Annotated in this window: 18 protein-coding genes; 10 read left to right on the plus strand and 8 right to left on the minus strand. The window is 38.2% G+C overall.

Annotated features, from left to right (window positions below; all coding sequences use genetic code 11):
* The first annotated feature begins 121 nt into the window (after positions 1-121).
* The 6 genes from ACFSR6_RS04645 to ACFSR6_RS04670 all read left to right on the plus strand — a co-directional run bounded on the left by ACFSR6_RS04645 (position 122) and on the right by ACFSR6_RS04670 (position 5,079).
* Complete coding sequence (locus ACFSR6_RS04645) at positions 122-760, plus strand: PDDEXK family nuclease (RefSeq protein WP_379075598.1); 639 nt, start codon at positions 122-124, stop codon at positions 758-760.
* Entirely contained in the window at positions 760-1,689 is a 930-nt protein-coding gene (gene miaA / locus ACFSR6_RS04650) for a tRNA (adenosine(37)-N6)-dimethylallyltransferase MiaA (RefSeq protein ID WP_379075601.1), read from the plus strand. The genes ACFSR6_RS04645 and miaA overlap by 1 nt, the downstream gene beginning before the upstream one ends.
* Before the next feature lie 117 nt (positions 1,690-1,806).
* Positions 1,807-2,325 (plus strand): outer membrane beta-barrel protein, encoded by a 519-nt coding sequence (locus ACFSR6_RS04655; RefSeq protein ID WP_379075604.1) that lies wholly within the window; start codon positions 1,807-1,809, stop codon positions 2,323-2,325.
* A 152-nt stretch (positions 2,326-2,477) separates the two neighbouring features.
* Positions 2,478-3,029 (plus strand): hypothetical protein, encoded by a 552-nt coding sequence (locus tag ACFSR6_RS04660; RefSeq protein ID WP_379075606.1) that lies wholly within the window; start codon positions 2,478-2,480, stop codon positions 3,027-3,029.
* A 96-nt stretch (positions 3,030-3,125) separates the two neighbouring features.
* Positions 3,126-3,656 carry a DUF3347 domain-containing protein gene (locus tag ACFSR6_RS04665; protein ID WP_379075608.1) on the plus strand — a complete coding sequence of 177 codons (531 nt, stop codon included), beginning with the start codon at positions 3,126-3,128 and terminating at the stop codon, positions 3,654-3,656.
* A gap of 133 nt (positions 3,657-3,789) precedes the next feature.
* On the plus strand, positions 3,790-5,079 hold the full coding sequence (locus ACFSR6_RS04670) for a citrate synthase (RefSeq protein WP_379075611.1): 1,290 nt from the start codon (positions 3,790-3,792) through the stop codon (positions 5,077-5,079).
* Between the two features lie 166 nt (positions 5,080-5,245).
* On the opposite strand, the gene ACFSR6_RS04675 is transcribed toward ACFSR6_RS04670, so the two are convergent.
* From ACFSR6_RS04675 to ACFSR6_RS04695, 5 genes are all read right to left on the minus strand, one after another.
* Positions 5,246-6,376 carry a DUF3667 domain-containing protein gene (locus tag ACFSR6_RS04675; protein ID WP_379075614.1) on the minus strand — a complete coding sequence of 377 codons (1,131 nt, stop codon included), beginning with the start codon at positions 6,374-6,376 and terminating at the stop codon, positions 5,246-5,248.
* A gap of 17 nt (positions 6,377-6,393) precedes the next feature.
* Positions 6,394-7,773, minus strand: coding sequence for a nucleoside permease (locus ACFSR6_RS04680; RefSeq protein WP_379075617.1), 1,380 nt, complete (start codon positions 7,771-7,773; stop codon positions 6,394-6,396).
* Positions 7,774-7,957: 184 nt separating this feature from the next.
* Positions 7,958-8,572 (minus strand): bifunctional nuclease family protein, encoded by a 615-nt coding sequence (locus ACFSR6_RS04685; RefSeq protein WP_379075620.1) that lies wholly within the window; start codon positions 8,570-8,572, stop codon positions 7,958-7,960.
* 76 nt (positions 8,573-8,648) lie between these two features.
* A complete protein-coding gene (locus tag ACFSR6_RS04690; protein WP_379075623.1) occupies positions 8,649-9,617 on the minus strand; it encodes an electron transfer flavoprotein subunit alpha/FixB family protein in 969 nt (322 codons plus the stop codon).
* A 105-nt stretch (positions 9,618-9,722) separates the two neighbouring features.
* Positions 9,723-10,460, minus strand: coding sequence for an electron transfer flavoprotein subunit beta/FixA family protein (locus ACFSR6_RS04695; RefSeq protein WP_379075625.1), 738 nt, complete (start codon positions 10,458-10,460; stop codon positions 9,723-9,725).
* A gap of 131 nt (positions 10,461-10,591) precedes the next feature.
* On the opposite strand from ACFSR6_RS04695, the gene ACFSR6_RS04700 reads away from it, so the two are divergent.
* Positions 10,592-10,927 carry a tetratricopeptide repeat protein gene (locus ACFSR6_RS04700; protein ID WP_379075628.1) on the plus strand — a complete coding sequence of 112 codons (336 nt, stop codon included), beginning with the start codon at positions 10,592-10,594 and terminating at the stop codon, positions 10,925-10,927.
* Between the two features lie 51 nt (positions 10,928-10,978).
* Positions 10,979-12,196, plus strand: coding sequence for a chromate efflux transporter (gene chrA, locus ACFSR6_RS04705; RefSeq protein WP_379075631.1), 1,218 nt, complete (start codon positions 10,979-10,981; stop codon positions 12,194-12,196).
* A 23-nt stretch (positions 12,197-12,219) separates the two neighbouring features.
* Here the strand turns inward: chrA and dnaB are convergent, their stop codons facing one another.
* Positions 12,220-13,782 (minus strand): replicative DNA helicase, encoded by a 1,563-nt coding sequence (dnaB, locus tag ACFSR6_RS04710; RefSeq protein ID WP_379075634.1) that lies wholly within the window; start codon positions 13,780-13,782, stop codon positions 12,220-12,222.
* A gap of 199 nt (positions 13,783-13,981) precedes the next feature.
* On the opposite strand from dnaB, the gene rlmB reads away from it, so the two are divergent.
* On the plus strand, positions 13,982-14,746 hold the full coding sequence (gene rlmB / locus ACFSR6_RS04715; protein WP_379075636.1) for a 23S rRNA (guanosine(2251)-2'-O)-methyltransferase RlmB: 765 nt from the start codon (positions 13,982-13,984) through the stop codon (positions 14,744-14,746).
* 77 nt (positions 14,747-14,823) lie between these two features.
* Here rlmB and ACFSR6_RS04720 read toward each other — a convergent pair whose 3' ends face one another.
* On the minus strand, positions 14,824-15,915 hold the full coding sequence (locus ACFSR6_RS04720) for a mannose-1-phosphate guanylyltransferase (protein ID WP_379075639.1): 1,092 nt from the start codon (positions 15,913-15,915) through the stop codon (positions 14,824-14,826).
* 15 nt (positions 15,916-15,930) lie between these two features.
* A complete protein-coding gene (locus ACFSR6_RS04725; RefSeq protein ID WP_379075642.1) occupies positions 15,931-16,899 on the minus strand; it encodes a KpsF/GutQ family sugar-phosphate isomerase in 969 nt (322 codons plus the stop codon).
* A gap of 91 nt (positions 16,900-16,990) precedes the next feature.
* On the opposite strand from ACFSR6_RS04725, the gene recQ reads away from it, so the two are divergent.
* Positions 16,991-19,180 (plus strand): DNA helicase RecQ, encoded by a 2,190-nt coding sequence (gene recQ, locus ACFSR6_RS04730; protein WP_379076148.1) that lies wholly within the window; start codon positions 16,991-16,993, stop codon positions 19,178-19,180.
* Positions 19,181-19,243: the final 63 nt, after the last annotated feature.

The raw sequence follows: 19,243 nt of genomic DNA on the forward strand, positions 1-19,243 counted from the left end.
TAACTGGCATCATCAATTAAGTTTAGCATTGGCTGACTATAAAATTGAATGCCATTTTTTTTGGGAGAATGAATTCCAGCTTTTAAAGACCAGTCGAAACCTAATTATAAACCTGGTGAAATTGGACAACCAATTTATACCGGACGATTTAATCGCACTCCAGGAAAATTATCATCAAAAAAACATCAGGCTCATTCACCTTTGGGAGGATGTCTGGCTATCGAAACCAGATCAGGTTTTGGCCAGGATTAAATCACTGCTTGGACTAAATACCAGGATACATGGACGTAAAACAAAGGCTACTAAAATAACAAAACCCGTTGCCGATGCTTTTTTGAAAGAAAATCATTTGCAAGGCCCGGTAAGCAGCCGTTATAAAATTGGGCTTTTCGAAAAAGAAGATCTTGTTGCTGTTGCTACTTTTTCGGCACTGCGTAAAATGAATCATAGCGAAAATTACAAATCGGCAGAACTGATCAGGTTTTCGGTTAAAGCAGGTTATTCTATTACTGGCGGATTGAGTAAATTAATTGCTTATTTTGTAGAAAAACACCAGCCAAATGATGTGATGACCTATGCAGACCGCGATTGGTCGGCAGGAGAGGCCTACCTTGCATTGGGATTTATTCAAACCACCATTTTGGAACCTCAAATTTATATGCTCGACGGGAATTTAAACCGTCAGCTTAAAAAAGATAATCAACTTTCGGCCACGGAAGTGTTCAATACAGGAAGTTTAAAATTTATTCTCAAATTTTAATGGCTAAACATAACCTTATCATTATTTTAGGGGCAACAGCCTCAGGTAAAACTAAGCTGGCGGTTAGTATAGCAGATGCTTTAAATGGAGAGATTATCAGTGCCGATAGCCGCCAGATTTTTAAACGGATGGATATTGGTACGGGTAAAGACCTGCAGGAATATGAAATAAACGGAAAAATCATTCCTTATCATTTGATCGATATTTTAGAGCCGGGCGAACGTTATCATGTAGATGCTTTTAAAAACGACTTTTATAAAGCCTTTGAAACCATTACTGCAAAACAAAAACTGCCTATCCTTTGTGGCGGTACAGGAATGTATATCCATAGCCTGCTCCAAAATCAAACTTTTACATCGATACCTGTTAACCAGGCGTTAAGAAACAGGCTGGATTTATTATCCAAAGAAGAGCTGGTATTGAAAATACGGCATGAAAAAAATCAAAATACGGAGCATGTCGATCTATCTTCAAAAAAAAGATTGATCAGGGCCATAGAAATAGCTGAATATTTAAAAGGTCATGATTTAGAAACAGTTGAAAGGCCTGAAATTAAACCCATCATCTTTGGATTAAAGAATGAAGTGGAAATAACCCGGGCTAAAATCCTGGCCAGATTGGAAGAAAGATTTAAAGCAGGCTTAATAGAAGAGGTAGCCCAGTTACTTAAAGAGGGTATTAGTAAAGAAGTATTGGTTTTCTACGGACTGGAATATAAATTCATTGTTAATTACCTGGATGGGTTATTAACTTTTGAAGAATTAAAGCTAAGGCTCGGCATTGCCATTTGTCAATACGCCAAGAGGCAAAATACGTTTTTCAGGAAAATGGAAAAAGATAATGTTAAGATCATTTGGCTTGATGCCTCTGCACCTTCAAACCTAATAAAACAGCTGGTAATTGAAAAAGTTTTACTTACCGAAAATTAACTCGACTTGGTCATCTTAACGTTGGATTAAGGCCAAAACAGTATCAAAAAAGCCCTTTTGGCACAACCTTTGTTCCTGTTATGGTTTAAAATTTAACTCAAGAACAATATCTTAAACATGAAAACAATTACAAAAATTATTGCTACATCAGCAGCTGCTGTGGCTTTATTCTTTACCACAAATGCCAACGCCCAATCTACACAAAAACTCGGAGTAGGAATAACAGCTGGTATCCCAACCAGCGACGCTTATGGCGTTGCATTAGGTGCGGATTTACGTTACCAATTTGATATTGATAAACAATTATCTATTCCAATTACAGCGGGTTACACACATTTAAGTGGTAAAGAAATCGGTAACACAGGTGTTGATTACCCAAGTTACGGTTACATTCCGGTAAAAGCGGGTGTTAAATATTTCTTTAACGATTCTGGCTCTGGTATTTATGGTTTAGCTGAACTTGGTGCCGGCTTTGGTACTAAATCGGGTAGTGGAACTTCATTTGTATATTCACCAGCAGTTGGCTATGCTTGGAGTAACGGATTAGATTTAGGTGTTAAATACGAAGGTTTAGCACAAAATGGAACAAGCACCGGATTTTTTGGTCTGCGTTTAGCTTACGGATTCAGCTTATAATCAGTCTATTCCAAAATAATGTAAAAAGCTTCCTTTAACGGAGGCTTTTTTATTTCATAATATCCTGAAAAAAATGAAAATTTAAAAATCCGTAACAGATATTTTAACGTAAGTATATCAAACCCTTAATTGATAACTTAAAATATCTAACAATGAAAACAATTACTAAACTTTTTGCAACAAGCTTAACTGCACTTGCCATCTTAACCACTTCAAACTTAAAAGCACAAACAACGGGTTCTACAGAACCAATGACGACCGGAAGTGGCATGGCTTTCAAAATTGGTGTAGGTATAAACGGTGGGTTGTTCCCAGACCGTTCTGAAATGGATTACGGTTATGGTGCAGATGTAAGACTTCAGTATGATTTAAGTCCTTACGTTGCCGTTACAGCTTCTGGCGGTTACACCCGTTTAAAATGGAAAGGCAGCCCACTGAAATTCGAATTCATCCCGGTAATGGGTGGTGTTAGGGTATTCCCGATTGAAAGAATGTACTTATCTACAGAGCTTGGTTCTGGTTTGGCCATTAAAGAAGGTGCTAACATGAACTTTATTTACACCGGCGGTTTGGGTTATGAATGGAAAAACGGCTTGGATCTGGGCATTAAATATGAAGGTTATGTAAACAATAGTGCTTCGGATCTTTATTTCATGAAAACCGGTCAGTTTAACCTTAGATTGGGTTATAATTTCAAATTATAATGGAAACATCATATATTTCTAAAGTCCCGATGAAAATCGGGACTTTTTTATTGATTTAATATTTTAATTGCTATTTTGAGCCGAAAACCAAATACAATGAAAAGGATATTCGGAATAGCCATACTTACTGCTTTAATGGCCTGCAACCAGGCAAATAAAAATTCTACAGAAAGCAAAGATTCAACAAAAGTAGACTCCACCACTGTTAAGCCTCAAGTTGCGATTAAAGACAAACAGAAATCAGAGATTTTTGGCCAATACGTGGCTTTAAAAGATGCTTTGGTAAAATCAGATTCGGTGAGTGCACAGAAATCGGCCGCTCTATTACAAACCAGTTTGGCAGCTTATAAAGGATGCGAACCAACTGCAGCAGTAGCAGCTAAAATTTCAACAAGCAATGATCTTGTTTCGCAAAGAAAAGATTTTACGGTTTTGAGTGCAGATTTAATTGCGTTGCTGAAAGGTGCCGATATTGAAAAAGGCACAATTTATGTACAGCATTGCCTAATGGCCAACAAAGGGGATGGAGGAGACTGGTTATCAACCGAAAAGGAAATCAAAAATCCTTATTATGGAAAAGAGATGCTGGAATGTGGAAGGGTAACCGAAGAGATTAAGGCCAAATAAGATTACAAAAGATGTTTAATTAAGCATGATTGTTACGTCATTTTGACCAATTATTCATATTAATTTAACAGATTTGTTATGCATGTATATTAATTTTATATAATTTAGAAAGCTATAAACACAATACAATAATATGTCAGATATTGCAGAGATTAAAGTTGATGGTAAGACAATAGAATTGCCAGTAATAACAGGAACGGAAGATGAGAAGGCCATTGATATTTCGAAATTAAGAGATCTTACAGGCTTTGTAACTTTAGATACTGGTTTTAAAAATACTGGTTCTACAAAAAGTAAAATCACTTTTTTAGATGGTGAAAAAGGCATTTTAAAATACAGGGGTTATTCTATTGAAGAGCTTGCAGCAAAATCAAGTTTTTTAGAAGTGATTTATCTGATTATTTACGGCGACCTGCCAACACAGAAACAGCTGGAAGACCTGCAGGCTGAAATCAGCAAACATACGCTGATTCACGAAGACATGAAAAAATTCTTCGATGGTTATCCCTCAAGATCGCACCCGATGGGGCAACTGGGTTCACTGATTTTCTCGCTGTCTACATTTTATCCTGAATGTTTAAAGCCAAACCAAACTGCAGAAGAGCAGAATTTAACCATCATTAAATTATTGGCTAAATTCCCTACTATTGTTTCTTTTGTATATAAAAAATCATTAGGCCACCCGCTTATTTATCCAAAAAACAAATACGATTATGTGACCAATTTCCTTTGGATGACATTTGGTCAACGTACGGAAGATTACGATGTAAACCCAATCGTCGTAAATGCGATGAACAAATTACTGATCCTGCATGCAGATCATGAGCAAAACTGTTCAGCCTCTACGGTACGTATTGTTGGTTCTTCTGACTGTAATTTGTATGCTTCAGTAGCAGCAGGTATTGCAGCACTTTGGGGGCCACTGCACGGTGGTGCCAACCAGGCTGTTATCGATATGCTCGAGCTGATTAAAGCTGATGGTGGCGATACAGAGAAATGGATTAACAAAGCCAAAGACAAAAATGATCCTTTCCGTATGATGGGCTTTGGGCACAGGGTGTACAAAAACTTCGATCCAAGGGCTAAAATCATTAAAAAAGCCTGTGATGATATTTTAGAAAATTTAGGTATCGATGATCCAATCCTGGATATTGCTAAAAAACTGGAAGAAGCAGCCTTAACCGATCAATACTTTATTGAACGCAAACTATATCCAAATGTAGATTTCTATTCAGGTATTATTTACCGTGCTTTAGGTTTCCCTTCAGAAATGTTTACAGTTCTGTTTGCTTTAGGTCGTTTACCGGGATGGATTGCTCAGTGGAAAGAAATGCACGAAAATAAAGAACCTATTGGTCGTCCACGTCAAATTTATGTTGGTGAAACGGGCAGGGAATTCGTTGAGCTGAAAGACAGAAAATAAGGCTATAAACCGCATAAAAAAAACACCCGAAATTTTCGGGTGTTTTTTTTATGCGGTTATTTTATGCACTAACCATCATCTCCGGAGGAGTGCAACCNGGAGATTTATTGAAATAGATCTCTCCCCGCCTGTAAGGCAGGCATTCCAGGCGAGACGGTGTGAAATATTACGTAGCTACGTAATAAATGAGGTTGATCATTACCATTTCAGAGATCTTAAATGCAACTGAATACAGAATCAATATCCAGAACATTTTAAAGATGGTACTCCATGTTTTACGTTTGTAAAAAACAGTTAACGCTTTGAACATATACCAGGCAAGGTAAATGGTAACTGCATATTCAAAAATATTGCTTACCCACGAATCTTCTCCAAAAACATATTTCATTATGGGCTGAGTGAAAATCGATACAATAAAATAAGTCATCATGCCATGGATCGTAAAAATAAGGTGATCCAAATAATAGATGTGGTTTTTCCTGAAATTGAGCATGATAAACCAGGCCAATAAAGGCATTAGCAGAAAATACTGCTTAGGGCGGTTATGTTCAAGGGTTTCCTGTATCACTTCCGATTTTTCACCGATAGTAATTGCTCTCTTTTTAATCAGTCTCTGGTACCAACTATCCTGTTCAGCGGCAGGTAGCTTTTTCTGCCTGGCCAGGTACGCCGAATAAGTACTGTCATTTCTTTGGATATGGATGTCTTCAAAATCTTCGATAACTTCGTTTAATGAATCTGATTTGAGTGTAGTATTCTCCGTTTTTAATCTATTCAGTTCTTTTTCCTGATCGGTAAAGCTCATTTTTTTAAAGTTTTTAACCTCAAGCTCTTTATCGATAGACTTTACTGCTCTGTTTATAATGTCATTGTTAGGTACACCGGCTTGCTGCAGTGCATTTTTTACACTGTCGCTTACCTTTTCGCCTTTTTTAAAATTCTCTACAGTTTCTACATCATGGTGCTCCTTTTGTTTTGTATGCTGTTTTGGAGAATAAACCACCAAAAAGTATACAATGGATACAAAGATGTACATACTCACCGGGTTGATATAACGTGCTCTTTTACCTGCCAAATAATCGAGCGTAACCTGGCCAGGCTTTGTTAAAAGAGGGGTGAGGGTTTGAAAAAATTTATTGTCGAAATGAAAATAGTGTGCAATGCTGTGACTAATAAAAGTCCAGAAGCTTTCTTTCAATTCTAAGTTAGGCTGACCGCAGTTGCTGCAATAATGTTTCTCAACGTGAAAACCGCAGTTTAAACAGTTATGTTCTTTTCTATACTTACCAGCTGACATAAGAGGTTAATCACAAATTATAAATGGTTAATGGCTTCTACTTCTGCACGGGTATGTTTGTGCTTAAAAATAACTACAAAAACAATAGCAATGACTAAAACATAAATGGTAAAGGCAAGCCAGATATTGTGCCAGTCTTTTACATCCAAAGCCCTGCTTAAATCACCATTTTGCAAGACAGTAATCCCCTTATTTTTTAAAAATGTTAACAAATGGGCATTGTCAGCTTCGCTATTGACATATTTTGATAAGGAGCCGATGTTGGTATAATAAGTGGTAAAATATTTACTAATCATCCATCCTGATATCAAGCTTCCGAATACAGCACCAAATCCATTTGTCATCATCATAAACAACCCCTGGGCCGATGAGCGTATTTTTGGTGTGGTTGACGTTTCAACAAATAGCGATCCGGATATATTGAAGAAATCGAAAGCCATTCCGTAAACAATGCAGGAAGTAATAATCATCCATAAATTTGCTGAAGGATCGCCAAAAGCGAATAAACCAAAACGAAGTACCCAGGCAAACATGGCGATAGCAATTACCCATTTAATACCAAACCGTTTCAAAAAGAATGGAATGGCAAGGATGAAAAGTGTTTCAGATATCTGCGAAATAGATAAAATAATGGTTGAATATTTGATTACAAAAGATTCTGCAAAAACAGGAAACAATTTAAATTCATCTAAAAACACATCGCCATAGGCATTGGTTAATTGCAAGGCAGCCCCTAAAAACATCGAGAAAATAAAAAACAGGGCCATTTTGTAATCAGCAAACAGCTTAAACGACTCCAGGCCCAATTTTTGGGCAAATGTTTTCTTATCACTGATTAGATTTTGTGGTTTACAAGCCGGGAGTGTAAAAGAATATATGCCCAAAAACAAAGCGCTAACCCCCGCAATGTAAAATTGATTTGCACTTGCTTTGCTTCCTGTTAAATTGGTAATCCACATGGCTGCTATAAAACCAACCGTACCCCAAACACGGATGGGTGGAAAGTTCTTTACTACATCAAAATTGCCATTTTTTAATGTAGTATAACTGATCGAATTACTTAAGGCAATGGTTGGCATATAAAAACACATGGCAACCAATATTACCCAAAAAAATGTATGAGGATCATCTACCTGTGGCAGATAAAACATGGCGGCGGCATAAAGAATATGCAAAATAGCATAGAGTTTTTCTGCATTGATCCATTTATCGGCTATGATACCTGTTATGGTGGGCATAAAAAGGGATGAAATACCCATTGTAGAAAAAATAACGCCAAAATCTGCACCATCCCATTGTTTGGTTCCAAACCAGTAATTTGCAATCGTAATTAACCAGGCAGCCCATACAAAGAATTGCATGAAACTCATTATAGTTAAGCGAAACTTAACGTTCATAATAGTTGTTTAGTTTGATTATTGAAAGTAAAAGCTGAATATAGAATTATTTTAAGTCATAATCCAAAATGAGCTTAAATTATTTTGAAAAATCGGGGCTCATTTTGGTGTTTAGCTTTTTATTTATTGATTTTTAGGAAAATCTACAGGAATTTTGAACTGTTAAATGATTTCTCAAAAAAAATTAGGATATGCCACGCTTATTAAGTTCATCGCGCAACCTTGCCGCTTTTTCGTAGGCTTCTTCTGCTATAGCCTCTTTCAGCTTTTGCTGAAGTTCTTCCAGGCTAAGATCGCCAAAGCCCTGTTGTTTGCTGGCGCTTGGCAAGCTATCTGCTTCAGATTCTTTTGTTAAGGAATCCATGTTTTCGAGGAAAAGGAAATCATTCCCTTCAATAACAATCCCTGCAGAGGCAAGTATAAATTCGTAGGTATAAATTAGGGCATTAAACCTCACAGCCAAGGCAATAGCATCTGAAGTACGGGCATCAACCTCGTGGGTGTTTTTGCCATCACTGCATATCAGTTTTGCGTAAAAGACACCATCAACCAGGTTATAAATTATAACTTCCTGTATATTGATATGAAAAGTATCAGCCATCGATTTAAACAGATCGTGCGTTAATGGCCTACTAGGAGTCATCTTCTCAATTTCTATTGCAATGGCCTGAGCCTCAAAAGCACCAATAATTATTGGCAAACGACGGCGACCATTTACTTCTCCTAAAACAAGGGCATAAGCACCAGATTGAGTCTGGCTGTAAGATAAACCTACAATATCTAATTTAACTTTTTTCATATTTGTGGATGTCATGTTGAGCTTGTCGAAAAAACTTAGTTAGAGCCTTCGACAAGCTCAGGATGACAAGAATGAATTATCCCTTATGTGCTTTTAATGCTTCAATTAATTTTGGTACCACTTCAAAAGCATCGCCAACAATACCATAATCAGCCACTTTAAAGAAAGGCGCTTCAGGGTCTTTATTGATTACCACAATAACTTTTGAAGAGCTTACACCAGCTAAATGCTGGATGGCACCCGAAATACCGATTGCAATGTAGAGGTTTGGACTGATAGCAATACCCGTTTGGCCAACGTGCTCTGAATGAGGCCTCCAGTCTGCATCTGAAACGGGTTTAGAGCATGCGGTAGCTGCGCCTAATAAATCAGCAAGCTCCTCGATCATTCCCCAGTTTTCCGGTCCTTTTAATCCTCTTCCTGCTGATACCACTAATTCTGCATCTGGCAGCGATACTTTATCTGTAGCCCTTACAATATCCTTAATAACAGTGCCTAAATCTGACTGTTTAATATCAGCAGCAAAGTTCTCTATAACTGCATCCGTTGCATTTTCTTTAACACCAAAAGCATTTGGATTTAAAGCAATTACTTTATTTGCAGAAGTTAATTCGGTAATCGCAAATGCCTTACCTGAAAAAGCGGTCTTCTTTACCGTAAATTTTCCATCGGTACTAGGTAATTCAACAGCGCCATCAGCCAAACCTGCTTTAAGTTTTACTGCAATACGCGGCGCTAAACCTTTTCCTGAGAAGGAGTTAGACAAAACAACAATATCAGCACTTTCTTTTTCTGAAGCTGCTGCAATAACACTTGCATAAGCCTGGTTTACAAAAGTTTTTAACTGATCGGCACTTACATTTAATACTTTGGACGCACCATACTTACCCAATTCTTTTAAATCACTCTCTGCAACATCACCGATGGAAATAGCTGTTAAGTTGGTTGATTGCTGATCGGCAATAGCTTTGGCATAAGAAACTGCTTCAAAAACAGATTTCTTGAATTTACCTTCAGCCTGTTCTACATATACTAATACTGACATATATTTATCCCTGAATTCCCTTATACGGGAATTAAATTTTATATTGAATTAATTCGATTAATTATCTCTTTATTTATTTGGCAACTGGAAACTCCTATCTGCCAATTATATCACCTTAGCTTCGCTGTGTAACAAGTTGATCAATTGTTCTGTTTGATCGGCTGGAATTAACTTTACCGTACCACGTGGGGCAGGGGTTTCGTATTTTGTTACTTTGCTCACTTCTTCAACAGCAACTGCTTCTACAACAGTTAAAGGTTTAGTCCTGGCGCTCATGATACCACGCATATTCGGTATTTTTGGCTCTGCAACACCTTCGGCGCAGCTTGCCACAAATTTACCGGAAACCGTTAATACTTCTTTACCACCTTCAATTTCTCTTTCGATAGTTGCGGTATCGCCATCGAATGTTAATTTTTTGATGATGGATACTGATGGGATATCTAAAAATTCGCCAACCATGGCAGCAACCTGGTTACCATTATAATCAATCGATTCGCGGCCTGTTAAAATCACATTAAAATCTTTATCTTTAGCATATTCAGCAATCTGTTTGGCTACAAAATAAGCATCTCTAGGCGCTGCATTTACCCTAACAGCATCGTCAGCACCGATTGCCAGCGCTTTTCTAATGGTAGGATCGTTGGCTGCTTCACCAACATTAATTACCGTTACTGTCCCCTTACCGCCCTCGGTTAGCTCGATCGCCCTTGATAAAGCAATTTCATCATAAGGATTAACAATATATTGCACTCCTGATGTATTGAATTCGGTATTATCGTTGGTAAAAGTTATTTTTGTCGTCGTGTCTGGCACGTTACTGATACAAACTAATATTTTCATATGTTAATAGTGGTTTTTGTTTAATGAACGATTAACAACGACAATTGTTCGCTGTTAATTTATTCATATATGATATCATTATTATATATAAGGTCTTTCTGCAAATTTAATTAAAAAAGCAAGGAAATAAAATGTCATCTACCCGTTTAAGCAAGTTATTGGAGTTTTTGGAAAGTGATCCTAACGATCCGTTTATACTATATGCCTTAGCCACAGAGTATAACAATCTAAATGATAAGGAAAAAGCTTATTCTTTTTACCTTCAGTTAACTGATAAACATCCCGATTATGTAGGTACTTACTACCATTTGGGAAAATTGTTGGAAAAAGACGGAGAAAAAGAGAAAGCAATCGAAACCTATCAGAAAGGAATGCAGGTAGCCCGGACTAAACGCGATATGCATGCCTTTTCTGAATTACAGGGTGCTTACAATTCTGCCGCCGGATTAGATTATGAAGATGATTAAACCATTTTATCAGTTGTCAGTTTTCAATGTACAGTTATTAGCTTTGAACTAATGCAAAACAAACCCATAGCTGCTAAAAGGCAGTGGCTGTTTATTAGAAACGTAATCTTTTTTACATTCACTTCTTTTGGCGGTGCACAGGCACACCTGGCATTGTTATTAAAGTATTTTGTTCAAAGTGCAAAGTTTATTTCTGAAGAAGAACTTCTGGAACTGAATGCACTGGCACAGGTTTTACCCGGCCCGGCATCCACTCAAACGCTGGTAGGGATTGCCTGGAAGGTTGGTAAGCTAAAACTGGCTATTATTACCTTCCTGATATGGATTTTGCCAACGGCAGCAATCATGACTTTTGCAGCCATTAGCTATGCGCTGCTTGATCAGAAACAAAAATTTAATGCGATTTTGGAATACATACAGCCTATTGCTTTGGGGATTGTAGCCTACGGGGCCTGGAAACTAGGGAAAAAAGTGCTGTCTACGCAGGTTTCCATCTTTTTAGCTATTGCATCGGTAATTGCCACACTGGTTTTAAGAAATGCCTATGTATTTCCGCTTTCTATTTTGATCGGTGGTATGATATCATCCGCTATAGAAACACCACGGGAAGAAACAGAATTAAGGGTGAAACTTTTTTCGAACATCAACCCTAAAAAATTGATTTATTTTTTAGGCGCACTATTGCTATTTGCACTGGTTGGTGCCATCATCAATAGAACATCACCTTTTAGTTTACCGATCCGCTTACTTGAAAACTTTTACCGTAACGGAATACTGGTTTTTGGGGGCGGACAGGTGCTTGTGCCTTTGATGTTTACAGAGTTTGTAGAGATGAAACATTATCTGCCTTCATCTGGTTTTTTATCTGGCTTTGCACTCCAGCAAGCCCTACCAGGCCCCACTTTTTCTTTTACAAGCTACCTTGGCGCGCTGAGTATGAAAAATTTTGGTTACGGTATCTGGGGGCAGGTTTTAGGTGGACTAATTGGTGTAATCGGGATTAATTTACCCGGATTGATCTTAGTGCTGTTTATTGTACCATTTTGGGACGATCTGAAGAAGATATCGAGGATCCGTTATAGCTTATCTGGAATCAACGCAGTGAGTGTAGGTTTCATTATTGCTGCATTTGTACTGCTATTAATCCCTATGGGTTTTAACTGGTTGTTTTTAGGCATTATGTTGGCAACTTTTCTATTGCTCAATTTCACTAAGGTAAGCCCTCCATTAATTGTACTGGCCGGAATCCTGGTTGGATACCTTTTTTAAGGTTTCTTTACGCTGATTTTTTATTAAAATGGTGGATCATCATCGTTATAATCATCCATTTTTGACGGGCGGATAATTACATTGCTCTGCTTTTCAAAATCCTGTGAAGGGTACATTCCTGCAGATGGATCGGCTGCAAATGAACTTGGCGGCGCGTTAAAATCATCTTCCAAATCCTGGAATTTCACAAATTTACCTACGAATTTAAGTGGAACAATTCCGGTTTCACCGTTACGGTGTTTGGCGATAATTACCTCACCAATACCAGCCTGAGATCTTCCTTGCTCATCCTCGGTAATACCGTAATATTCAGGACGGTACAGGAATAATACCATATCTGCATCCTGCTCAATTGAACCCGACTCACGCAAATCGGATAACATTGGTCTTTTTCCCTGTAAACCAGGCCTGCTTTCTACCGCACGGCTTAACTGCGAAAGTGCCAATACAGGAACATCAAGCTCTTTTGCAACTGATTTTAATGCCCTTGAAATACTACCAATTTCCTGCTCACGGTTACCACCACCTTTTCCTTCGCCTTTACCATGCATTAACTGTAAGTAATCGACTATTACCAGCTGTATATCATACTGGGATTTTAATCTTCGGCATTTCGCCCTGAACTCAAATATATTGAGCGCCGGGGTATCATCAATTAAGAGCGGTGCTTCGGTTAAACGGCCAATTTTGCTGTGTAATTGCTGCCATTCCCATTCCTGCAAATTCCCTTTCCTGATTTTTTCCTGCTCAATTTCGGCTTCTCCTGAAATTAAACGATTAACCAACTGAACAGACGACATCTCGAGCGAGAATACCACGCAAGGCCTCTGGAAATCAACTGTAGCATTACGTGCACATGTTAATACGAATGCGGTCTTTCCCATCGCCGGACGGGCTGCAATAATTACCAGGTCCTGTTTTTGCCATCCACCGGTAATCCGGTCTAACCCGGTAAAACCTGTTGGCACACCGGTTAAACCATCTGTTTTGGTACGGAGTTCTTCAAGTGTAGCCAAAGATTGCTTGATGATATCGTCCATTTTCTGGGTATCTCTACGCAGGTTATTTTGGGCGATTTCAAAAAGGCCTTTTTCAGCATGATCCAATAGGTCGAAAATATCGGTAGTGTCTTCGTAGGCATTGGTAATGATTTCAGTCGAAATCCGGATCAGTTCGCGCTGAATATATTTTTGGGATATAATCCTCGCGTGAAATTCAATATTCGCTGCCGAAGCAACGCGGTTGGTTAAATGGGTAATATAATAAGCTCCACCAACCATTTCTAAAGCCCCTAAGGTACGCAGCTCCGAAGTTACGGTTAAAATATCTACCGGTTTAGATTTCTGGAATAAAATATGGATGGCTTCGAAAATTTTCTGGTGCGCTACATTATAAAAAACTTCTGGTTTTAGAACGTCGATTACTGCAGAGAGGGCATCTTTTTCGAGCATCAATGCACCTAAAACGGCTTCTTCCAGGTCAAGTGCCTGTGGAGGGATTTTTCCCTGTGAACTAATGGTGTTACTTAACCTGCTTTTTCTAGCAGCCAAACTGTTCTTTCCGCCTTGTTCATTATCGATACTCATTCAACAAAAGTAATCAAATTTTGACGTGGTTGTTTGAATTAGTTACTAGTAGTTTGTTAACAAATTGAAGTATAATCAGATTATTTTTTTAAGGTTTTATGATCTTAATATTTTTTTAAACAATTAAATGTTAATAAGGGAGGTAATAGATTAGGGCTAAAACATTTATTTGAATACTTTTGCCTAACAATTTCAAAACATGGATAATTTTAGAAGACCGCAACGCGCAAAAGAGAATAATGAGTTTATATTTGGCATCAGAGCCGTAATAGAAGCCATTAAAGCAGGAAGAGACATTGAAACCATTTATCAGCAGCGTGGTTTGAGCGGCGAATTGTTCTTAGAGTTAAAAGCGCTTTTAAAAGATACACTGATCCCTTTAAATTCGGTTCCGGTAGAGAAACTCAACCGGATGTCGCAGAAAAACCATCAGGGTATAATTGCAGTTATTTCACCAATCACGTATCAAAATATTGAAGATATTGTTCCGGCGGTTTTCGAAAAAGGAGAGGTGCCGTTGATATTGGTTTTGGATAGTGTAACCGATGTACGTAATATGGGAGCAATTGCCCGTACAGCTGCGTGCGTAGGCGTACATGCCATTGTAGTACCTTTAAAAAATGCTGCACAAATTAACGCTGATGCTATTAAAACTTCGGCTGGCGCACTTTTCAGTATTCCTATATGCCGACACAGCAATCTCCATAAAACCTGCCTTTTTTTACAGGAAAGTGGTTTACAGATTGTTGCCTGTACCGAAAAAACCAACGATTTTATTTATACACCAGATTATACCGTCCCTACTGCAATTGTAATGGGATCAGAAGATGAAGGTATTTCTAATGAGCTTTTACGTGTAGCCGATCATCTGGCTAAAATACCGATGTCGGGCAAAATCGAATCATTAAACGTTTCTGTTGCTGCAGGCGTAATCTTATACGAAGCAGTAAGGCAAAGGATGTAAGATGGAAAGCGGGAGATGTAAAATGGATCATCGGCAACTAGGCTACATGTCCATTTTACATCTTATATCACCCATCTCTAGATAAACTTATTTCCGAAACGCGATTTAACCTCTGCAACAAATTCTTTAACGCGTTGCTCCTCGTTTCTCGCACAAATCATCAGCATATTGTTATTTTCTACTACAATGTAGTCATGTAAGCCCTGCAGGATCACCAATTTATCTTTTGGTACATTTACCATGCAGTTTGACGAATCGAACATAATTACCTGGTCAGGAGGAATAACAGCATTACCAACATAATCTTTTTCTGCCATTTCATAAATAGACGCCCAGGTTCCCAGGTCAGACCATCCAAAATCAGAAGGGAGCACATACACATTTTCTGCTTTTTCCATAATGCCAAAATCGATTGAAATATTGGTGCATTGCAGGTAGGCATTATTGATAAATGTTTTTTCATTTTCGGTATTAAGTTCCGATCTACCCACATTGAATATTTCATACATATCAGGCAGGTGTTTCTCAAAAGCGCTCAGAATTGTTTTTGCCGACCAAATAAAAATTCCGGCATTCCATAAAAAATCGCCGCTCTGCAAAAATGATTTTGCCAGTTCCAGGTTTGGTTTTTCGGTAAAGGTTTTAACCTTGTGCAGATCAGTATCTGTATTGAGCACGTAATCAGTATGCTGAATATAACCATAACCTGTGTCTGGCCGGTTAGGTTTAATTCCCAGAGTAATTAAACAGTCGTTCTTGGAAGCAGCATCTAATGATTGCTCAATAGATTGCACAAAGCCATCTAGATTAGCAATGGTATGATCTGAAGGTGCAACTACTATGGTGGCATTTGGATTTAATTCAGCTATTTTTAAACTACCGTAAACAATACAAGGTGCGGTATTCCGCATTAAAGGTTCTGCCAAAATCTGGTTATCGGATAACTGAGGCAATTGTTCCTTAATGAGGTCTGAGTATAATTCGTTTGTAACGATGAAAATATTTTCGGGAGGACAAATATTTAAAAATCTTTCATACGTGCTTTGGATAAGGGTTTTGCCTACACCGAAAAAGTCGATAAATTGTTTTGGATACTCTGTTCTGCTTACTGGCCAAAAGCGACTTCCGACACCGCCCGCCATAATTAATGCATAATAATTTTTATTCATTTTATATTTTAAAAATTACACAATGCCTTCGTTAAGGAGGTCGTGTAAATGGATGATGCCAAAGTAAGTATTTTGTTCTAGAACTAACAACTGGGTAATGTTATTTTGTTTAATTATATCTAAAGCCTCAACAGCTAGCGCATTAAATTGTATGCTTTTTGGATTTCTACCCATAATATCCTCTGCTTTTAAACCGGCTATGGAATCATTGTTCTCCAGCATCCTCCTGATGTCTCCATCGGTAATTACCCCTAATACCTGGTTAGCTGAATCAACAACAGCAACAGCCCCCAAACGGTTTTTACTAATTTCAATCAATACATCTTTTACGGAAGCAGCAGGGCTTATAGATGGTTTTTCATTTGATAAGGCTAAATCACGGGCTTTTAGATAAAGTTTTTTTCCTAGCGATCCACCAGGATGGTATTTTGCAAAATCGGCTTCATTAAATTCCCTGCATTCTAACAGGCAAATGGCCAGTGCATCGCCCATTGCCAACTGTGCGGTAGTGCTGGTGGTAGGGGCTAAATTGTGCGGACAGGCCTCTTTTTCAAATGAAGTATTTAAAATCAGGTCAGCCTGCTCAGCCAAAAACGAATTCAATTCGCCAACCATTCCAATTAAAAGATTGTTTGAAGTTTTCAGCAGCGGAACCAGTACCTTAATTTCGGGTGTATTACCGCTTTTGGATAAACAGATTACAATATCATCAACCTGTATCATACCCAGGTCGCCATGGATGGCATCGGCAGCATGCATAAAAATAGCAGGCGTGCCAGTAGAGTTAAAAGTGGCTACAATTTTTTGTGCTATGATGGCACTTTTTCCTATACCCGTTACAATCACCCGCCCTTTACCCTGTAAAATACTTGACACGACTTTTTCAAAATCGTGATTGATATTCCTGGCAACATTTAATATTGCTGCTGCTTCGAGCTCTAATGTGCGTACAGCCGATTGAATTATTGATTTTTTACTTTTCAAAGAGAAAATAATTGTCTGTTAATACTTGAAATTCTTGTAAAATTATGTTATTTTGGATACAAAAATAGCATCGCATATTTTATTACACAAAATGGACGTGAAAAAGTCGTTATTTGATAACCTGCAAAATTTCTTCGGGTTTGATAATTTCAAGGGTGATCAGGAGTCGATCATTACAAATATTTTAGAAGGCAATAACACTTTTGTTATTATGCCTACAGGTGGAGGGAAGTCTATTTGCTATCAGTTACCTGCTTTAATGAGCGAAGGAACAGCAATTGTTATTTCTCCATTAATTGCATTGATGAAAAACCAGGTAGACCAATTAAGGGCTTTTGGTGGAAATGACAGTATTGCACATTTTCTTAATTCATCCCTAAACAAATCTGAAATTACCCAGGTTAAATCTGATCTTTTAAGCGGTCAGACCAAGTTATTGTACGTTGCACCCGAGTCTCTGGCAAAGCAGGACAATATTGAGTTTTTAAATCTAATTAAAATCTCGTTTGTAGCGGTTGATGAAGCACATTGTATCTCTGAATGGGGACATGATTTCAGACCAGAATACCGTAAGATTAAACAGGTTATTGCAGGTTTAGGAAACAATATCCCAATTATTGCCTTAACTGCTACCGCTACGCCAAAAGTACAGCATGACATCATGAAAAACCTGGGCATGACGGAAGCAACACTGTTCAAATCGTCGTTTAACAGGCCAAATCTGTTTTATGAAATCCGCCCGAAACGTGATATAACCAAAGAAATTATTAAGTATATCAAATCGAATCCAGGTAAATCAGGGATTATCTATTGCCTTAGCCGTAAAAAAGTAGAGGAAGTTGCCGAAGCCCTTAACCTGAACGGAATCAGTGCTTTGCCTTATCATGCGGGTTTAGATCCAAAAGTACGGGCAGAAACTCAGGATAAATTTTTGATGGAAGATGCTGAGGTAATTGTAGCAACCATTGCCTTTGGTATGGGTATCGATAAACCCGATGTACGTTTTGTAATCCACCACGATGTGCCTAAAAGCATGGAAGGCTATTATCAGGAAACTGGCAGGGCCGGACGTGATGGTGGCGAAGGCGTGTGTATCGCTTTTTACTCTCAAAAAGATGTAGATAAGCTGGCAAAGTTTATGAAAGATAAACCGGTTTCGGAACGTGAAATTGGTACCCAGATATTAAAAGAGGTGATTGATTATGCCGAATCCGGTGTTTGCCGCCGTAAACAGATTTTGCATTATTTTGGCGAAAACTTTAACGAAACAGGTTGTAACTGCATGTGCGATAACTGCAAAAAACCTAAAAAACAGTTTGATGCCGAAAACCAATTGTCAACCTTATTAAAGTTTATAGAAAAATCGGGGGAAAAATTTGATGATGCACACTTGTTAAATGTTTTTCTAGGTTTAGAAACCGCACAAACTATTGCTTATGAACACAGCAAAGTGCCAGAGTTTGGCATCGGAAAGGAAGAAGGCGAACTGGTATGGAAATCGATTATCCGCCAGGCTGTACTAAACAACTACCTCTATAAAGATATTGATAATTATGGCCTCTTAAAATTAACTAAACAGGGGAGAGATTTTATCGTAAATCCTTATCACCTTAAATTTATATTAAACGAGCCGATAGAAAGTGGTGCCGATGATGATGATGACGATGTAAAACAAGGCACCGGCGCGTTAGACACGCATCTTTTATCGTTACTTAAAGATTTACGCAAGAAAATTGCGAAGCAGAAAAGTGTTCCGCCTTTCGTTGTTTTCCAGGATCCGTCTCTAGAAGAAATGTGTACACATTATCCGGTTACGATGGAAGAACTTCGCCAGATTTCGGGTGTAGGTTCAGGTAAAGCCATGAAATTCGGAAGTCCTTTTATCGAATTGATCAAAAAATACGTGGAAGACAACGATATCGAGCGTCCTATTGACCTGATTATTAAAACCCAGGCCAATAAATCGCAAATGAAGGTATCGATTATTCAAAATATCGACCGGCAGATTGGTTTGGAGGACATTGCTGATTCAAAAGGTATTACCTACGAGGAAATTCTGAAAGAAGTAGAATCAATTGTAAATTCCGGCACCAAGCTAAATCTGAATTATTTCATCGATGAGATCATTGATGATGACCGGCAGGACGAAGTTTTCGATTATTTCAGGGCAGCAGAGAGCGATTCTATTGATGAGGCCCTGAACGAATTAGGCGAAACCGACTATACCCGCGAAGAAATTCAACTGATGCGGATTAAATTCATGTCAGAACTTGGAAACTAAAAACTAGATTTGAGATATGAGTCATTAGATTTGAGAACAACTCATCCCTCAAATCTCATGTCT

It is taken from the genome of Pedobacter vanadiisoli (assembly GCF_042684385.1).
Lineage (GTDB): Bacteria > Bacteroidota > Bacteroidia > Sphingobacteriales > Sphingobacteriaceae > Pedobacter > Pedobacter vanadiisoli.

Bases quoted from the DNA above. Each gene is read 5' to 3' on its own strand.
- miaA (WP_379075601.1), top strand. From the start codon at position 760: ATGGCTAAACATAACCTTATCATTATTTTAGGGGCAACAGCCTCAGGT.
- ACFSR6_RS04655 (WP_379075604.1), top strand. From the start codon at position 1,807: ATGAAAACAATTACAAAAATTATTGCTACATCAGCAGCTGCTGTGGCT.
- ACFSR6_RS04660 (WP_379075606.1), top strand. From the start codon at position 2,478: ATGAAAACAATTACTAAACTTTTTGCAACAAGCTTAACTGCACTTGCC.
- ACFSR6_RS04665 (WP_379075608.1), top strand. From the start codon at position 3,126: ATGAAAAGGATATTCGGAATAGCCATACTTACTGCTTTAATGGCCTGC.
- ACFSR6_RS04670 (WP_379075611.1), top strand. From the start codon at position 3,790: ATGTCAGATATTGCAGAGATTAAAGTTGATGGTAAGACAATAGAATTG.
- ACFSR6_RS04675 (WP_379075614.1), bottom strand. From the start codon at position 6,376: ATGTCAGCTGGTAAGTATAGAAAAGAACATAACTGTTTAAACTGCGGT.
- ACFSR6_RS04680 (WP_379075617.1), bottom strand. From the start codon at position 7,773: ATGAACGTTAAGTTTCGCTTAACTATAATGAGTTTCATGCAATTCTTT.
- ACFSR6_RS04685 (WP_379075620.1), bottom strand. From the start codon at position 8,572: ATGAAAAAAGTTAAATTAGATATTGTAGGTTTATCTTACAGCCAGACT.
- ACFSR6_RS04690 (WP_379075623.1), bottom strand. From the start codon at position 9,617: ATGTCAGTATTAGTATATGTAGAACAGGCTGAAGGTAAATTCAAGAAA.
- ACFSR6_RS04695 (WP_379075625.1), bottom strand. From the start codon at position 10,460: ATGAAAATATTAGTTTGTATCAGTAACGTGCCAGACACGACGACAAAA.
- ACFSR6_RS04700 (WP_379075628.1), top strand. From the start codon at position 10,592: ATGTCATCTACCCGTTTAAGCAAGTTATTGGAGTTTTTGGAAAGTGAT.
- chrA (WP_379075631.1), top strand. From the start codon at position 10,979: ATGCAAAACAAACCCATAGCTGCTAAAAGGCAGTGGCTGTTTATTAGA.
- dnaB (WP_379075634.1), bottom strand. From the start codon at position 13,782: ATGAGTATCGATAATGAACAAGGCGGAAAGAACAGTTTGGCTGCTAGA.
- rlmB (WP_379075636.1), top strand. From the start codon at position 13,982: ATGGATAATTTTAGAAGACCGCAACGCGCAAAAGAGAATAATGAGTTT.
- ACFSR6_RS04720 (WP_379075639.1), bottom strand. From the start codon at position 15,915: ATGAATAAAAATTATTATGCATTAATTATGGCGGGCGGTGTCGGAAGT.
- recQ (WP_379076148.1), top strand. From the start codon at position 16,991: ATGGACGTGAAAAAGTCGTTATTTGATAACCTGCAAAATTTCTTCGGG.